Source organism: Streptomyces sp. NPDC058576, from assembly GCF_042718715.1.
Taxonomy (GTDB): domain Bacteria; phylum Actinomycetota; class Actinomycetes; order Streptomycetales; family Streptomycetaceae; genus Streptomyces.
The window spans coordinates 18,193-35,290 of record NZ_JBHXPF010000028.1; the positions used below are offsets into that span (position 1 = coordinate 18,193).

General features: G+C 68.5%; 18 protein-coding genes. 8 read left to right on the top strand and 10 right to left on the bottom strand.

The annotated features are described in order from the left end of the window. Nucleotides 1–218 precede the first annotated feature (218 nt). Entirely contained in the window at nt 219–422 is a 204-nt protein-coding gene (locus ACFWRV_RS20470) for a hypothetical protein (protein WP_384336477.1), read from the bottom strand. 187 nt (nt 423–609) lie between these two features. On the opposite strand from ACFWRV_RS20470, the gene ACFWRV_RS20475 reads away from it, so the two are divergent. Together ACFWRV_RS20475 and ACFWRV_RS20480 are read left to right on the top strand one after the other, a co-directional pair. After that, a complete protein-coding gene (locus ACFWRV_RS20475) occupies nt 610–1,002 on the top strand; it encodes a hypothetical protein (protein WP_384336479.1) in 393 nt (130 codons plus the stop codon). Nucleotides 1,003–1,230: 228 nt separating this feature from the next. Continuing rightward, entirely contained in the window at nt 1,231–1,557 is a 327-nt protein-coding gene (locus ACFWRV_RS20480) for a hypothetical protein (RefSeq protein WP_384336481.1), read from the top strand. Nucleotides 1,558–1,837: 280 nt separating this feature from the next. On the opposite strand, the gene ACFWRV_RS20485 is transcribed toward ACFWRV_RS20480, so the two are convergent. The 3 genes from ACFWRV_RS20485 to ACFWRV_RS20495 all read right to left on the bottom strand — a co-directional run bounded on the left by ACFWRV_RS20485 (nt 1,838) and on the right by ACFWRV_RS20495 (nt 4,295). Next, on the bottom strand, nt 1,838–2,827 hold the full coding sequence (locus ACFWRV_RS20485; RefSeq protein ID WP_384336483.1) for an erythromycin esterase family protein: 990 nt from the start codon (nt 2,825–2,827) through the stop codon (nt 1,838–1,840). Between the two features lie 532 nt (nt 2,828–3,359). Further along, nucleotides 3,360–3,614, bottom strand: a complete 255-nt coding sequence (locus ACFWRV_RS20490; protein ID WP_384336485.1) for a DUF6332 family protein — start codon at nt 3,612–3,614, stop codon at nt 3,360–3,362. A gap of 96 nt (nt 3,615–3,710) precedes the next feature. Then, the gene (locus ACFWRV_RS20495) at nt 3,711–4,295 is read right to left on the bottom strand and encodes a DinB family protein (protein ID WP_384336487.1); all 585 of its coding nucleotides are present in this window, start codon (nt 4,293–4,295) and stop codon (nt 3,711–3,713) included. Nucleotides 4,296–4,636: 341 nt separating this feature from the next. Here ACFWRV_RS20495 and ACFWRV_RS20500 point away from each other — a divergent pair, with 341 nt between their 5' ends. Next, complete coding sequence (locus tag ACFWRV_RS20500; RefSeq protein ID WP_384336621.1) at nt 4,637–5,512, top strand: glycoside hydrolase family 19 protein; 876 nt, start codon at nt 4,637–4,639, stop codon at nt 5,510–5,512. 181 nt (nt 5,513–5,693) lie between these two features. Here ACFWRV_RS20500 and ACFWRV_RS20505 read toward each other — a convergent pair whose 3' ends face one another. Further along, on the bottom strand, nt 5,694–6,137 hold the full coding sequence (locus ACFWRV_RS20505; protein WP_384336489.1) for an SRPBCC family protein: 444 nt from the start codon (nt 6,135–6,137) through the stop codon (nt 5,694–5,696). A 355-nt stretch (nt 6,138–6,492) separates the two neighbouring features. Between ACFWRV_RS20505 and ACFWRV_RS20510 the strand changes: the two genes are divergently transcribed. After that, nucleotides 6,493–6,999, top strand: coding sequence for a DinB family protein (locus tag ACFWRV_RS20510; RefSeq protein WP_384336491.1), 507 nt, complete (start codon nt 6,493–6,495; stop codon nt 6,997–6,999). Between the two features lie 126 nt (nt 7,000–7,125). Here ACFWRV_RS20510 and ACFWRV_RS20515 read toward each other — a convergent pair whose 3' ends face one another. The 3 genes from ACFWRV_RS20515 to ACFWRV_RS20525 form a co-directional block, all read right to left on the bottom strand. After that, on the bottom strand, nt 7,126–7,581 hold the full coding sequence (locus tag ACFWRV_RS20515) for a transposase (RefSeq protein ID WP_384336493.1): 456 nt from the start codon (nt 7,579–7,581) through the stop codon (nt 7,126–7,128). Nucleotides 7,582–7,607: 26 nt separating this feature from the next. Then, nucleotides 7,608–8,078 carry a pyridoxamine 5'-phosphate oxidase family protein gene (locus tag ACFWRV_RS20520; protein WP_384336495.1) on the bottom strand — a complete coding sequence of 157 codons (471 nt, stop codon included), beginning with the start codon at nt 8,076–8,078 and terminating at the stop codon, nt 7,608–7,610. 167 nt (nt 8,079–8,245) lie between these two features. Next, nucleotides 8,246–8,644, bottom strand: coding sequence for a VOC family protein (locus ACFWRV_RS20525; RefSeq protein ID WP_384336497.1), 399 nt, complete (start codon nt 8,642–8,644; stop codon nt 8,246–8,248). Between the two features lie 288 nt (nt 8,645–8,932). On the opposite strand from ACFWRV_RS20525, the gene ACFWRV_RS20530 reads away from it, so the two are divergent. From ACFWRV_RS20530 to ACFWRV_RS20540, 3 genes are all read left to right on the top strand, one after another. After that, the gene (locus ACFWRV_RS20530; protein ID WP_384336499.1) at nt 8,933–9,253 is read left to right on the top strand and encodes an STAS domain-containing protein; all 321 of its coding nucleotides are present in this window, start codon (nt 8,933–8,935) and stop codon (nt 9,251–9,253) included. Nucleotides 9,254–9,358: 105 nt separating this feature from the next. Then, nucleotides 9,359–9,832, top strand: a complete 474-nt coding sequence (locus tag ACFWRV_RS20535) for an ATP-binding protein (protein ID WP_384336501.1) — start codon at nt 9,359–9,361, stop codon at nt 9,830–9,832. 471 nt (nt 9,833–10,303) lie between these two features. Then, nucleotides 10,304–12,169 carry a glycosyl hydrolase family 18 protein gene (locus ACFWRV_RS20540; RefSeq protein WP_384336503.1) on the top strand — a complete coding sequence of 622 codons (1,866 nt, stop codon included), beginning with the start codon at nt 10,304–10,306 and terminating at the stop codon, nt 12,167–12,169. 89 nt (nt 12,170–12,258) lie between these two features. Here the strand turns inward: ACFWRV_RS20540 and ACFWRV_RS20545 are convergent, their stop codons facing one another. Then, nucleotides 12,259–12,954, bottom strand: coding sequence for an SDR family oxidoreductase (locus tag ACFWRV_RS20545; protein WP_384336505.1), 696 nt, complete (start codon nt 12,952–12,954; stop codon nt 12,259–12,261). A gap of 375 nt (nt 12,955–13,329) precedes the next feature. Further along, complete coding sequence (rph, locus tag ACFWRV_RS20550) at nt 13,330–15,999, bottom strand: rifamycin-inactivating phosphotransferase (protein WP_384336623.1); 2,670 nt, start codon at nt 15,997–15,999, stop codon at nt 13,330–13,332. A gap of 308 nt (nt 16,000–16,307) precedes the next feature. On the opposite strand from rph, the gene ACFWRV_RS20555 reads away from it, so the two are divergent. After that, nucleotides 16,308–16,958 (top strand): DUF5701 family protein, encoded by a 651-nt coding sequence (locus ACFWRV_RS20555; RefSeq protein ID WP_384336507.1) that lies wholly within the window; start codon nt 16,308–16,310, stop codon nt 16,956–16,958. The last annotated feature ends 140 nt before the right edge of the window (nt 16,959–17,098 follow it).

Sequence of the window (17,098 nt, forward strand, 5' to 3'; positions counted from 1 at the left end):
CACGCACACAACCGCATAGTTCCAGATGAGGGTGAAAGGGCCTGCGCCACAGCGGCGCGGGCCCTTCACTCATGCCTTCCCCCGACAGACAGCGCCGACCGCCGGAGCGAGCGTCGCGGGCTGGGTTGTGCACGTCTTCCCCGTCATCCCCATGCCCAGGTGCGGTGTCGGCGGGCGACGGGGGCGGCGATCAAGGGCCGCGATGCCTTCGGGCGTGGCTAGAAAACGTTCTTGTATGGGTCGCCGTCCCCATAGAGCCACACGGTGACGCAGCCCTTCGAAAGATAGGTGTCGAACCAGACATCGACGCCCTCCGCCTCAGAACGAACGGGGAGCGCCTCCCCTGGTTTGATCCAGTAGTCCTCGCAGCACGGTTCGATGAAGAGACAGAGTTCGGTGTCATCCCGGTCCTCTATCGGCATGCTGCGGCGACCTACTGGCTCCCCTCCCAAGATCGATGTCCCTCGCACTCTCGACACACTGGCCGCCAGCGCCGTCGTACTACTGCGGGGGCACCGATCTCGCGTTACGGGACGAGCCTGGGGAGTTGCCTCACTTGCGCGCCCACGGACAGGGCATACGGTCCGGTATCAGCAAAAGGGGGCGTTGATGGATTCAGAGCTGGAAGTCTCACTCTGGCGCAGTACGGACGAGCCGTCCAACTGGGTAGGGGGCGCAGTAATTTTCGCGCTCTATCTGCTGATCGGCTACGGGCTTGAGTACCGGTCGAAGAGGCGCAGAGGCGCCGCACGTCCGGCGAAGGCTGCGGCGGAAGGCCTGTTCTCCGAACGTCAGGGGTTGGCCGCCGACCCGGCACAGCACGTCGTCAGCCGCGTGGTGATGCTGGGCGGCGCGCTGGCCGCCGGACTGGCCGGATTCCTGACCCGAAATGCGCCCACAGCAGTCAATTATCTCACCATGGGCGCCGTGGCCCTGCTGGGGATCCTTGCATGGGCGTACTTCGATCATCGTACGCAGCCCCGTGACAACACCCAACCCTAGAACGTGTCCGCCATGTCAGGCCCACTGGTAGGCCCTCGCTGAGGAAGCCGCTCTTCCAGCCGCTGCCCTCGACGACGGAGTGTTTCGGGGGTGACCTCCGGCGGGGGCGGCTCCATCGGCTCCCCGCCCGGCGGGCCGGGGTGTGGCCGGACACCCAGGTTTCGGTCTCCGTGCCCCGCACGGCCTTCGTCGGCGGGCGGGCGCACGAGGTTCGCGCACCATGAAGACATGCCATCGGAGACCAGCGGTCCGGACCGGACAGAGGACGGACGGTACGTGATCATCAAGGGACGGCGCTGGCGGGCGACCGACCCGGACATCCCGCAGGGCGCGGCCGCCGCCTTGCGCTCCCACCTGATGGCGGCGCGCCGCGCGGTACGGGAGGCTCAACGCGCCGCGGACGATGACGCGCTGCGCCGGGCGCGCGAACGGGTGCAACGGGCCAAGGTCGCGCTGGGAGAGCGGGGCGACCCGTGGTGGGAGCAGTCCTCCCGCGAGCGTGCGAGGCGGTGGCGCGATGGACTCTCTTGGTTTGATGACCGCGGCGAGCTGTGAGTCGCTGCTCAGCGAGCCATGTCCATGTTCTTCCTTTCAGTCGGGCGCACGAAAGGGGGTGGGAGGCCTTTGGGTCTCGTTCGGCCGACCATCGGAGCTTGTCCGGCCGATCACTGGGGCTTGTCCGGCCGATCGCGTTGCTCGTGGTCCACGCCTTCCTGCGCTGTGGTCGTTCACCCGGGCAGCGCTTGACGTGCCGGTGACGGGCGTGGCAGTGGTTGCCGGCCGGCGGTGCCGTTCATGGCGTTGAGGTTGCGAGCAGCCGCCCTCGGTCCGCCGGTCAGGAAGGGGGCTCTGTACGCGTCACCTCATGGACGTGCACCAGGGCGTCGAACCACTCTCTCAGCGAGCCGCCCGTCATGCAGTGGTCGGCGTCGTGTGCGGGGTCGTAGCCGGGGCCGACCATCCGGATCCGGGCTGGAGCATCGCGCCAAGCGGCGAAGGCGGGCGGGGCGGAGGTGCGCAGATCCAGCAGGTAGGCGGGCCCCGGGGGGCCTGCCGCGTCCAGGGTGTGCTCGACCAAGGCGCCCCCGGGCCGCGGTACGTCCAGGACGCCGCCGCTTCCATACGCCCTCACCTGCCCGTGACCGAAGGTGAAGCCGATCGGCCGGTAGGCGGATCCGAATCTGTCACGGAGCAGACTGCCCGCGTTGCGCTGGCCTCGTGGGGTCGAGGGCGGAAAGTGCACGGCGCGACCGGGCCCGTTGGAGGCGTGGCTGGTCGTGGACCAGAAGAAGGCGCGATGGCCGGTGGCGGTGTGCCAGGCGGCGAGGCGCTCGGCGAAGCCGCGCTCAAGGGCGTGCATGTTGTGCGGGTCGTCCGGTGACGGCGGAATCACCCCCCAAGCGGCGACGGCGTCCGCACCCATGTTGGCGCCGAGAAAGCGCACTTCGTCGCCCGGGTGTGCGCGGTTGAACTCGCGCGACCACAGCACTAGGCGGAGAAACGATGCGACGTTCCAGAACGGCTCGCTGTCGCGGAGCATCCTGCGGGGATCGCCGGATCCGGCGCGTACGAACGTGTCCAAGGCCTCGCCCAATTCCCGGTCGCCGTCGAAGGCCAGCGTGCGAAAGCCCGCCCGGGTCACCAGGAAGCGGGCCATCCGCTCCTGCAGCACGGTCACCTCGTGGGCCGCACGGCTGCCGTCACCGCCACCCACGATCAACGCGCCCTCGGTCAGGGCGAGCAGCGGCTCCAGGTCGTCGAGCGGCGCATCGGCCTCGATGGTCAGGGTGCGGGCGGTCCGGTCGATCCAGTCCGTGGGAGTCATGCCCTCAGGCTGCTACCTCAAGGCGGCTTGAGGTCAAGGCTCCCGCGCGGTGCCTCGACCTGCTCGTCACCGAGCGGCGTCAACTGGCCGACGAACCGCGTTCGTACGTACGGGAGTGTCCGCAACGGACCCCCGAATCGAGCGGCACCCGTACGTGCGGGGGGCCGGTGCCTCCCCGTCCGGCTGGACTCGCTCCGGCGGGCTGGTTCAGGCACCTCTCAGCAGCCGGCTGTCCCCCTGGTCTCCGCGACGCGGCCCACCGCCTCGTAGACATCGGCAGACTCGATGAGGCGCTCGCCGGTTCGAGCCGGCTGCTGCCTCCCGTCTGGCGCGGGCCGGACGGCACGAAAATGGCATTGGCGGTTGCCGAAGAGCCAAGCGACCGGCCGTTTCTTCCAGCAGTCGGTAGAGCCGCGACGCGCCGTCGCGCCGGACGGGCCGAGTCGCGCTGTCGGCAACTGCTGGCACGGGCCACCTGACGTCGCCCGCTGAACGACTCCCACGTCGTCGGGTCACCGATCGAGTCTTGCGGTCAGTGGCCTTTACGGCGCTCCGCGTCGAAGCGACGCAGCACCCGTACCAGATGCCGCATTCCGACCGCCGCTGCAACCAAGGCTCCCCCCATCCGTACACCTCTGGCCGCTGAACCAGAGAGGTCAAAGACGAGAGTGAGGGCCAGAGGGACGGCGAAGAGCGCCGCGGCCAGGGCGACAGCAGTCACCAGGGCAAAGACGATCTCCACCGTCATGGCGTCCTTTTCCCACCGCGACTCACGCCCCATGTCCATGCCGGAAGTCTCGCATCACGGTCAAGCTCTGGAACCCGAATCAAACAGCATTTTGCCCCGATCAGCCCGGGCGCTCCTATCAGTGGGGATGACTTCTCAAGTCCTGATCGGTGCGGCCGATCTGGCGGCCTGCTCGATCTTCGCGCAGTGGGCAGCGCGGGCATCCTCATCGATCCGCTGCTCGTGTTCGGCGCGCAGCCCGGTCCGGCCGTCGAGGCCCTCGCGCAGGATGTCGGCGTGCCCGGCATGCCGGATGGTCTCGCCGAGGACGTGGACCATGATGGCGAACAGGTTGGTGTCGGGATGGGGCTCCGGCCACCACGGCACGTGGCCGGGGGCGTCGAGGGGAAGCTCGTCGATCGTCGCATCCGAGTGTTCCCACGTGCGCCGGTAGAACTCGATGATCTGATCGCGCGTCTCATCCGCGGTCACCCACACGTCGCTGCCGTCGTGGTCCTGCCACCGGGGCAGCGGCTCCGGCGAAGGGCGGTCGAAAACCTCGCCGAAGTACCTGGCCTCGACACTGGCGACGTGTTTGACCAGGCCGAGGAGGTTGGTCCCCGTCGCTGTCAACGGCCGGCGGGCGTCGTATTCGGACAAGCCGTCGAGCTTCCAGAGCAGCGCCACGCGGTCCCGCCGCAGTCTCCTGTGCAGGCTACTCTTCGCGAATTCGTCGATCATGCGGCATGAGCCTGCCATGGGCTGCTCGTGGCCTCAAGGTCCTCCACGTCCGGCTGAGGTCGCGGAGACGCTCATCTCGTCGCCGATCACCAGGCCCGCCCGGACTTCAGACCGCAGGATCGAGCCGTACCGGTCGCGATGGGTTCGAGATGGATTGTCTCTCCGTACGGGATGCCACTGACACACTTATTGGTCTATACCTTGACTGGATCATGCCAAGCCGTTTCAGTGTGGTCACACCCCCATCACGGTCGTGACCGGACGCTGCGCACTTCAGTCCGGGCGGCCGTTGCGCGTATTGGAGTGATCGCGTGCTCAGACATCGCATCGTGAGAACGCTCATGACCCTGCTGCTGGTGACGGGCCTTGCCGCCGCGGTCTTCGCTCCGGCGGCCTCGGCCGCCCCCGCGAAGACCGCCGCCGGGCCGTGCGACACGGCGGGCAACTGGCAGGCGGGCGCCTGGTACCCGGCAGGCACCGTCGTCCGCTTCAACGGCGGCTACTACATCGCCGAACACGACAATCCGGGCTACGACCCGACGATCAGCACGTGGTACTGGGACCCCTACAACTGTGGCGGCGGCAACCCGCCCACCACGGGCTTCCCCGTCAGCCAGGCGCAGTTCAACCAGATGTTCCCGAACAGGAACGCCTTCTACACCTACAGCGGCCTGGTCTCCGCGCTGAGCGCCTATCCGGCCTTCGCCAACACGGGCAGCACCGAGGTCAAGCGCCGTGAAGCGGCGGCCTTCCTGGCCAACGTCAGCCACGAGACCGGCGGACTCGTCCACATCGTCGAGCAGAACACGGCCAACTACCCGCACTACTGCGACTGGAGCCAGCCCTACGGCTGCCCGGCCGGCCAGTCCGCCTACTACGGCAAGGGCCCCATCCAGCTCAGCTGGAACTTCAACTACAAGGCCGCGGGCGACGCGCTCGGCATCGACCTGCTGAACAACCCCTGGCTCGTCCAGAATGACGCCTCCGTCTCCTGGAAGACCGCCCTCTGGTACTGGAACACCCAGAACGGGCCCGGGTGGATGACCGCGCACAACGCGATCGTCAACAACCAGGGCTTCGGTCACACGATCCGCGCCATCAACGGCAGCATCGAATGCAACGGCGGTAATCCCGCCCAGGTACAGAGCCGCATCTCGAAGTTCCAGCAGTTCACCCAGATTCTGGGCACCACACCAGGTTCCAACCTGAGCTGCTGACACCCACGCAGCCACCGCGCCACATTGCCGGACACGGCCCCGCAACACCAACTGCAGCACGCACGTGTTGCGGGGCCGTGCCGGCAACGCACAGGGTCGGTCTGCCGCGCTGAGCGCGCCAGGAGGAGCGGGCTACGGCTCCGGCCGGGGCTGCCGCGCAGTCCCCCTCGCCCGCCGGATCTCAGGCGTCCCGCACACCTCCGGAGGCGGCCGTCAGCTCGGCCAGCTTCTGGAACTCCCCCAGGTCATAGTTGGCCAGCGCGGAATCGAGGTTCGTCAGGGCGCCGAGGTGCTCGACAAACCCTTGGGGGTCGTACTCGATCTGCAGAGCGATACGACTCGTGGCGTCGTCGATCCGGTGGAACGTGACCACTCCCGCGTGGTGGACGCCCTCGGTCGTCTTCCACGCGATGCGGTTCTCCGTCACGACCTCGGTGAGTTCCGCGACGAAGTTCCTGTCCGCGCCGGGCAGAGAGAGCTGCCAGGCGAATCGCCGCTCATCGATCGGGTCCACGCGCTGGACGTGGCTGAGGAACCTCGGCCACTGCGTGACATCGCACCACAGCGCCCAGGTGACCGCCACGGGGGCCTTGACATCGACTGTTTCGACCAGAGAGGAGGACATGAGCGACCACCGTTCCTTCTACGTTCCTTCTGCGAGTACAACGTCGCCCTCTCGTACCCCGCAGACCGCTCCTCAACAGCCCTCGTTCCTCACCGTGGCCACGACGCCGCGGAACCGGATACACGTCCGCGAGGTCGTGGGTCCTGGAGGCCGACACCCGTGCACGCCGCCTCTACGACACTTGAGGGGTTCGTCGACGGCTCGACCTGGGCTGCGGCTACGGGTTACGGGTTACGGCAGCTCGCGGTTCCGCAGTGAGGCGACCGTGCCGACCGCGGTCATCAACGAGTGGCTGTGGTCCGATCGAGGACCGCCCAGGGTGCGTTTCGAAAGTGGATCAAGCTAGTGTGCCCCGATGACAGAGACGCAACGCCGCCGCGATGTAGGCCCACCTGGCAGCGACTCCGATGAGAAGTCGACATTGCTCACGTTCTTGAACTACCTCCGTGAAGCAGTGGTTGCGAAGGCGCAGGGCCTTGACGACAGGCATGGGCGAACGCCCGGGGTGCCTTCTGGCACCAGCGTTTTCGGCCTGGTCAAGCACCTGACGGCGGCGGAGCTCTACTGGTTCGCCTGGGCCTTCGAGGGTGCCGATGTCGAGCATCCGGATTTCAGCATGGATCTCACCCAGGCTGACACGGTGGACAGTCTGCTCGCTGCCTACCTCGTTGCCATTGAACGGTCCAACGAGATCATCAAGCGTTGTGACAACTTGAACCATCCGTGTGCTCGGGCGGCAGGCACGGCGGGTGCTGTGCGACCGATGCGGTGGGTGCTGGTGCACATGATCGAAGAGACGGCTCGCCATGCAGGCCACGCCGACATCCTTCGTGAGCAGGCTGACGGTTCCATCGGCAGGTAACGCGCTACTGCGCTCGATTCCAGGTGCTTCACGAACGGCAGGCGCATGCGGATGACAGCCACTCGTTGATGGCCGCGATGAGGACAGTTGCCTCAGAGCGGACAGCGAGTTCGGCGTATCTCGTCGTCACCGCACGGTGCCTGTTGAGGCGGTCGGCCCGCTCTTGCCGTGGCCGGGTGCGGGGCCTTCCGGCCCCGAGCTGGGGCACTTCTGCAGGTCACCCCGCTTCCGGGCCCCGGCTGCATGCTGATGGGCACGGCACACCGTGGAGTCGACGCTCAGCTCCCACGTGATCGCACTCTTCGCATCAGCCAGGGAATGGAGCCGGGTAGGGACCCGGTGCCAGGTGCCGGCCCGCTGCCATCGGCGGAACAGGTCGTAGATCCGGCCCCACGGCCCGTGCTCAACGGGGACGTCCCGCCACGGAACCCCCGTCCGGACGCGGAACCGTATGCCGTCAACCAGCTGTCGCCGGGGCCAGATGGCAGCCGTCCCGCCTTCGTCCCCTCGGCAACAACGGTTCCAGCACCGAGCACTGTTCATCCGTGAGATCTCTCCGCGCCATGAACCACCATCATCCATCGCTCAAGATTCACTTTCGACACGCCCTAGACCAGCCACTTCCCGTCGCGCATCAGGGTCCGTCCGGTCATCTCGGCGACCGTTCCCCACGCCTGGAGCACCTGCGGGGTGACCCGGAAGAAGACGTACGAGGGGTGGTCCTTGCGAGGGTCCCAGCCGTCCTTGGCGGCGAAGGCGTCGCCGACCTCGGTCGGAAGCTCCTCGCGGGTCAGCATGCGCGCGGTGCCGTGGATCAGGACCACATCCCGGCTGTGGCCGCAGCTGAGCCGGACCCGGCCCGAGGAGCACAGGTTGCGACCCGTCGGGTTGGTGTCGCGGGTGGACAGCCACACCGCCTCGCCGTCCCACCAAAAGGCCAGCGGGACCATGCAGGGCTCGCCGGTCGCATCGGCCGTGGCGACCCATACGTCGTTGTCCCGCAGGAGCCATTCAAGCGCCTCGCGCTTGCGCTGCTCCGGGCTACGGGGGCCGCCGGGATGAGAGTCAACTGCCGTCATGCGGTGAGGTTATGGCGTGCGGCGGCCCGCCGCATCAGGCCGCGGACCTACGTCGCACGACGGAGGGGCCGCCCGCGTACCGGGCGTACTCGAACAGCCCGACGGAGCAGCGGGCGTGGCAGGCAGGGTCAGTCACCGCTGTCCACGCCGCGAGGCCGCGGGCAGCGTCAGGAAGCCGGCGCGTCGCCCTCGCTGGGCACATGGCTGAGGTCGACCACGCAAAAGACGTTGCCGTCCGGGTCGGCGAGGACGACGAAGTCGGGGTCGGGCGGGTACAGGGTCCAGTCGACGGTCCGTGCGCCGAGCCCGACCAGCCGCTGGACCTCCCGGTGCTGTTCCTCGGCCGAGTCCACGAAGAGGTCGAGGTGCAGGCGCGGGCGTGGCTCGGCCGGGGAGGTGCTGTGCATCAGGGCGAGAGCTCGGCCGGAGCCGTCACGATGATTGAGGGTTCGCCATGCTTCACTCTGCCACTCCGACGTGACGACCAGGTTCAACGCTTCCGTCCAGAAGGCCACCGCGCGAGGAACATCAGTAACACCGAGGACAGGAAATCCGAGTCTCAGCATGAGAGCGAGCCTAAGCCGCGTCGTCGGAACAGTGCATCAGGCGCCCCGCGCAGGCAGGCGGGCCGGGTCGACTTCGATGCGTCTGCGCGTCCGGCCCTCGGCGGGACCCGCGTCCCGAAATCGGCAGCGGCATCGGTCGGGGCCGCAGCCCCGCCAAGGCTCCGAGCGGGCCGGCCGGCTGGAGCAACCGTCCGTGCCGTGTGCCATCGATTGCACGAGAACGCACCCAGCGGGGGAAGAGGCCGCCCTCCTGGCTCCGGCACCCCGGCCAGGCGTAATAATCACTCCATGACGACCCCCGAGCCCAGACCGTCCAGCACCACGGCACTGCCGGTGATCGCTCCCCGCGGGGAGTTCGATCTCGACAACCTCTCGCCTCTCGAGGCACAGATCGAGACGGCGATCGCCGTGAGCCCCGGACTCGTCCTGGACGCCAGCGGCATCACGTTCGCCGACTCGATGTTCCTGCGGCTGATCCTGGCCACCCACCAGCGCACCGACCTGCGCATCGCCGCCCCCTCTCCCACCGTCGCCCGCCTGCTGGGCGTCGTGGGCGCCGACACGTTTCTGCAGGTCCACCCCACTGTCGACGCCGCACGGACCGCCTGACCCGGCCCCCGCAATCCCGGCCTGTCTGAAACACGTGGGGCTGGGTAGGCGGGAGGGGCTACCAGGTCGCGGCCGGCCGCGACACGTGTGGACGGGGGAAATCTCATGGAGCAGTTGATGATGACCGGGTGGGAACGAAGCGAGGGGGCTGCCACGGACACGGTGCGCGGCAGCGCCGGGTACGACATGGCTTCCGGCGAGATCGCGCATGCCCGCGCCTTCGTCAGAGACTTCCTGGACGCCGCGCAGTCGCGGCACGGCCTGAGCGTCTCCGCCCGGGCGGTGGAGATCGCGCAGCTGGTCGTCAGCGAACTGGCCACGAACGTCTGCAAGTACGCGCCCGGCCCCTGCCTGCTGGACCTCGAAACCGACGGTTCTCTGCTGGACATCGCGATGTGGGACTCCGGAGCCGTGCTGCCCGCGGCCTCCTCCGCCGACCCCACCCGCATTGGCCGGCACGGCCTCGAACTCGTCCTCATGGTCTGCCAGAGCTTCGCCGTCCACCGCGAACCGGTCGGCAAGCGCATCCGCGTCCAGATCCCCCTCCACGACAGCCCGGCCGCCTCAAGCGCCTGGTAGAACCTGGCCGGGGCAGGCCCCGTGGCGCGACCGCGTACCGCCCGGGCGTTGCCGCCCTTGGCCGCGGAGGAAGCCGCACCGCTGCCGACGCCGCCCGGGCGGCGGTCCTGAGGGTCTCACCGAGGTCACCGCTGATCGAGGAACGAGCCTCGGCGGATCCGCACTTCTCGGGCGGGGCGGAACCGACCATCAGGTCGGGGCGATCCCCCGAGCCTGCCGGGCAGGAGTCCGCGGGCACATCGGCCTTGCCCGACCGGCGGCCGACCAATGGCCCCGGCTACCGGCTACCGGCTACCGGCTACCGGCCACATCAGCCTCTTGATCCAGACCTCTTGACGATTGGTCTAGGCCTTCTTAGGGTCACGGCAACGCTGCGGGCGTGCCGAGGACTGACACCACGCTCTCAGGGCCGCGCAGGGTCTACGGGCCAGGGGTCTCCCCTGCCCTCCGAACCTCACCCGAGGAGCATCCTTGAGCACTGAAGCACGATGGCGCCGCACCAGATCGCCGCAGAGCATGATCGCGAACTGGCGGTCCAAGACCATCGCAGGCGCTGCCGCGCTGCTCCTCCCGTTGGCCGCCACGGTCGGTCTCGCCTCTCCCGCGGAAGCCGCCGCCTCGGCCACCGCGACGTACGCCAAGGCCTCCGACTGGGGCTCCGGCTTCGAGGGCAAGTGGACGGTGAAGAACACCGGCACCACCACGCTCACCTCCTGGACCGTCGAGTGGGACTTCCCGGCGGGCACCAAGGTCACCTCCGCCTGGGACGCCACCGTCACCAACTCGGCCAACCACTGGACCGCCAAGAACCTCGGCTGGAACGGCACCCTGGCCCCCGGTGCGTCCGTCTCCTTCGGCTTCAACGGCTCCGGCTCCGGCGCCCCCACCGGCTGTAAACTCAACGGCGCCTCGTGCGACGGCGGCTCCACCGATCCCGGTGACAACGCGCCCTCCGCTCCCGGCAAGCCCACCGCGAGCGACATCACCAACACGTCGGTCAAGCTGAGCTGGTCCACCGCGACGGACGACAAGGGCATCAAGAACTACGATGTCCTGCGCGACAACGCCAAGGTCGCCACGGTCACCGGTACCACGTACACCAACACCGGACTGACCGCCGGCACGGACTACAGCTACACCGTGGTCGCCCGCGACACCGCCGACCGGACGGGCCCGGCCTCCGCCCCCACCGCTGTCCGCACCACCGGCGGCGGTGGCGGCGAGAACCCCGGCGGCAGCGGCAAGATCAATCTGGGCTACTTCACCAACTGGGGCCCCTACACGGTCAAGAACCTGGTGACGTCGGGCTCCGCGCCGAAGATCACACACATCAACTACGCCTTCGGCAACGTGCAGAACGGCAAGTGCACCGTCGGTGACGCCTATGAGGACTACGAGAAGTCCTATTCCGCCGACCAGTCGGTCGACGGCAAGGCAGACACCTGGGACCAGCCGCTGCGCGGTCACTTCAACCAGCTGCGCAAGCTGAAGGCGCAGTATCCGCACATCAAGGTGCTGTGGTCCTTCGGCGGCTGGACCTGGTCCGGCGGCTTCGGCCAGGCCGTCCAGAACCCGACCGCTTTCGCACAGTCCTGCTACGACCTCGTCGAGGACCCGCGCTGGGCCGACGTCTTCGACGGCATCGACCTCGACTGGGAGTACCCCAACGCCTGCGGCCTGACCTGCGACACCAGCGGCCCGGCCTCGATCAAGAACATGATGCAGGCCATGCGCGCCACGTTCGGCCCGACCAACCTGCTCACCGCGGCCATCACCGCCGACGGTTCCAACGGCGGCAAGCTCGACGCGGCCGACTACGGCGGCGCGGCGCAGTACATCAACTGGTACGACGTCATGACGTACGACTACTTCGGCGCCTGGGCAGCACAGGGTCCGACAGCCCCGCACTCGCCGCTGACCTCGTACTCCGGCATCCCCGCGCAGGGCTTCAACTCGGCGGACGCGATCGCCAAGCTGAAGGCCAAGGGGGTTCCGGCCTCCAAGCTGCTGCTCGGTATCGGCTTCTACGGCCGCGGCTGGACCGGCGTCACCCAGTCCGCCCCCGGCGGCAGCGCCACCGGCCCGGCGGCCGGCGTCGAACCGGGCAACCAGTACTACAAGGTCCTCAAGAACACCTGCCCGGCCACCGGAACGATCGCCGGAACGGCGTACGCCCACTGTGGCACCGACTGGTGGAGCTACGACACCCCTGCCACCGTCGGCTCCAAGATGACATGGGTCAAGAACCAGGGCCTCGGCGGCGCGTTCTTCTGGGAGTTCAACGGCGACACCGTCAACGGCGAACTCGTGAGCGCCATCAGCAACGGTCTGAAGTAGGCAGCGTTACGTCCATCGAGCCCGCCCGCCACGAAGGTGGCGGGCGGGCCGCTCGGTTGAAGGGCGCGCGGCTCCGGCTGGGCCTCGGCCTAGCCCTGGAGGGCAAGGCCGTCGACCGGGCCGGACAGGGCTTCCTTGTAGAAAGCCGATGCCTCATCGACCAGAACTTCGTCCTTGCCCTCGCTCAGGGCGGTCACCACCTGGCGGGCGACCTCGCGCGGATCGTTCTTCGGCACATCGATTGCCTTGACCATGTCGGTGTCCGTGTAGCCGAGGTGGACTCCGACCACCTGGGTTCCCTGCTGCCGCAGATCGAGGCGCAGCGAGTTGGTCATCGACCACAGAGCGGCCTTGCTCACACCGTAGGCACCTGCCCCCGCGGCCCAGGAGACCACGGAATGTACGTTGACCAAGGCGCCCCCTCCGTTGCGTGCGAGGGTCGGGGCGAAGGCCTGAGCTATCCGCAGCGGTCCGAGGACGTTGATGTCGAACAGGGCCGCCACCTCGGTGATGTCATTCTCCAGAAGACTGCCGATGACGACTCCACCCGCGTTGTTGATCACGATGTCCAGGTCGGGCACCGACTCCACGAGACGGGCGACGGACGTGTCGTCGGTGACTTCCAGCGGCAGTGGCACGACGCGCGGGTCGTTCTCGGCTGCCGGCCGGCGTGCGGTGACGTAGACCGTGGCCGCCCCCGCGTCGAGGAATTCCTGAGCGAACGCCCGCCCGAGTCCCCTCTGCCCACCCGTGACGAGAACTCGTGCACCCTTGATCTTCGTCATGATCTCCCTGTCCGAGTACGTAGCAGCAATGAAATCGAGGGGGGCCGGGCTCTCACCCTTGATCCGCCCTGCTCAGGCCCCCGTTTCGTCCTGGGCTTCTCTGCCCGACCTCGACTGTTCATACATTCGGAAACCGGCAACACCGACTCGCGGGGTTGGTTCTCGGCCTCGTATCGCCGGCCCTGAAACAGTCGCCAAGAGGAGAGAAGGGCTTCTCTCAGTCCCATTCCGGGATGGATCGGGCACTGAAGTCGGCTTGTTCTGAATCGTTTATGCGCCCCGGCATTCCTCTCTGACGTCTCGCGGTCCTCAGGCAATCCCGGTGGTGGGTGGGCGCGCGACGTTCGCCGGGTCCGGCGGCGGGGACGTTGCCGGTCAGTCCAGGACCTCCACGTATCCGTCGGTTCCGTGCACGCGGATCCGCTGTCCGTCCCGGATCTGCCGGGTGGCCCGTTCCACGCCCACGACGGCGGGAAGTCCGTACTCCCGGGCGATCACCGCGCCATGGGTCATCAGGCCGCCGACCTCCGTCACCAGTCCCGCGATGCCGACGAACAGCGGCGACCAGCTGGGGTCCGTGAAGGTCGTGACCAGGATGTCGCCGGCTTCCAGGTCGGCCTCCGCCATGTCGAGGACGACGCGGGCCCTTCCCTCGACGGTCCCGGTGCTGACCGGCAGGCCGGTCAGCGCGCCGGCCGGCACGTCGTCGCGTCGGTACGCGCCGACCAACGCCTCACCGTCCGAGGTGAGGACCCGGGGCGTCGGAAGTGCCTGGTACGAACGGAACGTCTCCTTGCGCTGCCGGATGAGCCGCTCGTCCACCCGGTTCGCGCACACGGCCTCGTGGAATTCCTGGAACGTCAGGTAGAAGGCGTCCTCCTTCTCCCGAAGGACGCCTGCCCGCACGAGCCGCTCGGCCTCTGTCAAAAGGGCCCGCTTGTAGACGAAATAGCGGCTGATGATGTCGTACTTGGGGTATTCCCGGTATCCGATGAAGGTTCTGACGCGGTCGATCATCCGTCGGGTCTCGTCGGCCTTCTGCTCCCCGTCCGGGAGGGTCCGCAACCGTGACAGCACGTCCTGTTCCTTCTGCCGCGCCTTGCGTCGCCCCTCCTCGAAGCGCCGCCCGGCCGCGCCCGGCCCGAAGTTCCGCACGTTGTCGAGGATCACTGGCACGAGCGTGGTGGGCTGCTCGCGCCATCGTGGCCTGGTGATGTCGATCTCGCCGACGCAGCGCATCCCGTACCGGTCGAGGTAGGCCTCGATGGCGTCGCGTGCTTCCCCACCGCCCGGGACCCTCGCCAGGTCCTCCAGGAACGTCGCGTCCCGGCCGGGCTCGACGTCCCGCAGGAAGGCCAGCACCTCCGGCCTCGGCCGGATCACGTCCGCGACGTCGAGCAGCGCCAGGCCCATCTGCGACGTGACGTTGTCGGGAGCGGACAGCGTCAGCGTGTCCGCCGCGTTCTTCTCGCCCAGCCACTCCCCCAGCATGTCGTTGAGCCACCACGTGGCATCCATCCCCGCCATGATCGCCCGCATGCTCAGCGGATCGGCCAGGATCCGCCTGTGCTCCTCGAAGGCGTCCTCCAGCAGGAAGGCGAACAGTGCCGGCCCGGTTCTCGTCCGGATGTCACGCTCCAGGGCGGCGACGGACGCGCGACTGCGCTCGACCAGCTCGGTGACCACGGCCGGGTCCGTCGCGATCGGGTCGGGCGCACCGGCGGACGGCGGCCCGCCTGGAGCCGGGTCCGGGAGGGAGGGGACGAAGCCGTCGCGTGCGAGGACGGTCTCCAGGGCGTCCCTGACCAGCGGATCGCCCTTCCCCATGACGTCGAGCAGGCCGTCGCGGCTCGTGGGCGAGGCCAGCCGCCGGGTGACATCGACGAACAGTCTCCCGCCCGCCTCGACCATCGGCACCATGGCCGTCAGCTGCCACATCGAGAACCCGAGGGGTTTCATCGGGTCGGTCATCATCTGCTGGTGGCCGACCGAGACGTAGACGTGGTTCTCCTCGATGCCGCTCTCCTGGGCGGGTACGGGGAAGAGCGTCGTGATCGGCCGGCTCTGCACGATCCGGAAGCCATCGTCGACCAGGCACCATTCGATGTCCTGCGGGCGGCCGAAGTGCGCTTCGATCCGCCGGCCGAGCTCCACCAGCCGGACGGCCTGCGCGTCCGTCAGCGCGGGCAGCTCCCGCTCCCGCGGGTCGAGGACCACGTCCCGCGTACCGCCGGTCGGCACCGCGAGCACGGCTCGCTCCTTGGCGGCGATCGTCCTGGTGACGACCTCGCCATTACGCACCCTGAAGACGTCCGGGTTCACCAGCCCGGAGACCAGAGCCTCGCCGAGGCCGAAGCCGGCGTCCACGGTGGCGACCTCGCGGTTGCCCGTGACGGGGTCCGCCGTGAACAGGACGCCGGCAGCGTGCGGGAACACCATCTGCTGCACGACCACGCCCATGTGGACCGCACGATGGTCGATGCCGTTGCGCTGTCGGTAGATCACGGCCCGCTCGGTGAACATCGACGCCCAGCACCGGCTGATGTGTCGCAGGACCGCGGCCGGCCCCATGATGTTCAGGTATGTGTCCTGCTGGCCGGCGAAGGAGGCGGTCGGCAGGTCCTCCGCCGTCGCGCTGGACCGGACGGCGTACGCGGCCTGCTCACCGAACCGCGTCAGCGCTCGGGTGATCGCCGCCGCGACGTCGCCGGGGACGGGGGTCTCCTCGATGGTGCGGCGGATCCGGGCGCTGAGCGTGCGGATCGTCTCCCGGTCGTCCGGCGTCGAGTGCGACAGCTCATCGAGCTGTTCGCGGATCGACGGCACGTCCGCCACGGCCCGCCGGAAGGCGTCCGTCGTCACGCAGAAGCCGGCCGGCACGCCGATGCCGTCGATCCGCGACAGTGCGCCCAGATGCGCACCCTTGCCGCCGACGGTCTCCGCCCACGTCTCGTCGACCTCTCGGAGGTCCACCGCGTACTCGTCCGTCGTCGCGAAACCTCCCGGGCGGCCGTGTCCCGTCGCGCCGCGGGGGTCGGAGGCCATACCCGTACCCCGCCCTGGGTCGAAGTCGAAGTCGGAAATGTTGTCGGGCACGTACGTATTCCTCGCTGTCTTCCTGAGCTTGTGATGCCGCGGCTGGTGACGTCGAGGGACGATTCTGCGCCGCCACCCGGGCCTTGCCGCAAGCCCCCAGGTGGGCTATAAGTTGAGAGTGGCAAGGAGACCTCTCTCCTTGCCTTTCTGTTTTCCCGTGGCTCGGGAAGACGGCAGTCGCGCCGGGAACACGTGGGCGGTCCTTCTCGTTCGACCTCAGGCCCACTGCCGCAATCCGTGAATCCGGGAGACTCGCCTTGCCCGACACTTCTGCCACCGACGCCGTGCATCCGCTCCCGTCGCCCGCCGCACAGGCGGAGCGCCTGATCGAGCTCGGCGTGCACGAGGTCGCGGGGATCTCCCCCGAGGACATCCGCGCCTTCGCCCGGAAGGGCGGCGACGGCGTGCTGCTCGTCGTCCACCCGGACCGTGCCCCTGCCTCCGCCCTCGCGCCTCTGCTGCTGCGTGCCGGCAAGCCCGGCTTCGTCGTCATCGACATGCCCGACGTCGACAGCTTCACGCCCAGCGCCGTCGAACTTCCCGACGCGCCTCTCTATTTCGTCGCCGGGCTCGATCGCGGCGACCAGATGGCCAACTGGAGCCCGGAGGAGGCGCTGCCCGCCCTCGACGGTGAGGGCCGCACACCCTTGGTGCTCACCGAGGGCATTCACTGGGTGCTGCAGCAGCCCGCGGTGCTCGAACGGAACCGCTGCTTCATGACCATCGGCTCCCGGCTGCGCAAAGCGAACGGAACGCTGGACGCGCGCACCCCGGCGATCTGGATCAGCAACGGCACCGGGCGTGACGGCCGGGAGCGGCGCGACACTCCCAAGGTCGGCTGGTGCTGGTGGGGCAACCGCCACACGTGGCTGGGGTTCGCTTCCGCCGCGGGCCGCGAGGGCCCGTAGCACTCACCCGTTCCGCTCCAGGGCCTCATGGGCCGGACCCGCATGCCGCGGGTCCGGCCCATGGCCGTTTCGAGTGTTCCTGATAGTCAGCCAGATGCCGTGCACCACAGGGGGTTTGGCCACTTTGCATCAACACCTGC

Coding starts and splice junctions, on each gene's coding strand:
- ACFWRV_RS20545 (WP_384336505.1), bottom strand. CDS start 12,954: ATGACGAAGATCAAGGGTGCACGAGTTCTCGTCACGGGTGGGCAGAGG.
- ACFWRV_RS20505 (WP_384336489.1), bottom strand. CDS start 6,137: ATGTCCTCCTCTCTGGTCGAAACAGTCGATGTCAAGGCCCCCGTGGCG.
- ACFWRV_RS20490 (WP_384336485.1), bottom strand. CDS start 3,614: ATGGACATGGGGCGTGAGTCGCGGTGGGAAAAGGACGCCATGACGGTG.
- ACFWRV_RS20480 (WP_384336481.1), top strand. CDS start 1,231: ATGCCATCGGAGACCAGCGGTCCGGACCGGACAGAGGACGGACGGTAC.
- ACFWRV_RS20475 (WP_384336479.1), top strand. CDS start 610: ATGGATTCAGAGCTGGAAGTCTCACTCTGGCGCAGTACGGACGAGCCG.
- ACFWRV_RS20515 (WP_384336493.1), bottom strand. CDS start 7,581: ATGGATGATGGTGGTTCATGGCGCGGAGAGATCTCACGGATGAACAGT.
- rph (WP_384336623.1), bottom strand. CDS start 15,999: ATGGCCTCCGACCCCCGCGGCGCGACGGGACACGGCCGCCCGGGAGGT.
- ACFWRV_RS20500 (WP_384336621.1), top strand. CDS start 4,637: ATGACCCTGCTGCTGGTGACGGGCCTTGCCGCCGCGGTCTTCGCTCCG.
- ACFWRV_RS20495 (WP_384336487.1), bottom strand. CDS start 4,295: ATGATCGACGAATTCGCGAAGAGTAGCCTGCACAGGAGACTGCGGCGG.
- ACFWRV_RS20520 (WP_384336495.1), bottom strand. CDS start 8,078: ATGACGGCAGTTGACTCTCATCCCGGCGGCCCCCGTAGCCCGGAGCAG.
- ACFWRV_RS20470 (WP_384336477.1), bottom strand. CDS start 422: ATGCCGATAGAGGACCGGGATGACACCGAACTCTGTCTCTTCATCGAA.
- ACFWRV_RS20510 (WP_384336491.1), top strand. CDS start 6,493: ATGACAGAGACGCAACGCCGCCGCGATGTAGGCCCACCTGGCAGCGAC.
- ACFWRV_RS20485 (WP_384336483.1), bottom strand. CDS start 2,827: ATGACTCCCACGGACTGGATCGACCGGACCGCCCGCACCCTGACCATC.
- ACFWRV_RS20535 (WP_384336501.1), top strand. CDS start 9,359: ATGGAGCAGTTGATGATGACCGGGTGGGAACGAAGCGAGGGGGCTGCC.
- ACFWRV_RS20530 (WP_384336499.1), top strand. CDS start 8,933: ATGACGACCCCCGAGCCCAGACCGTCCAGCACCACGGCACTGCCGGTG.
- ACFWRV_RS20525 (WP_384336497.1), bottom strand. CDS start 8,644: ATGCTGAGACTCGGATTTCCTGTCCTCGGTGTTACTGATGTTCCTCGC.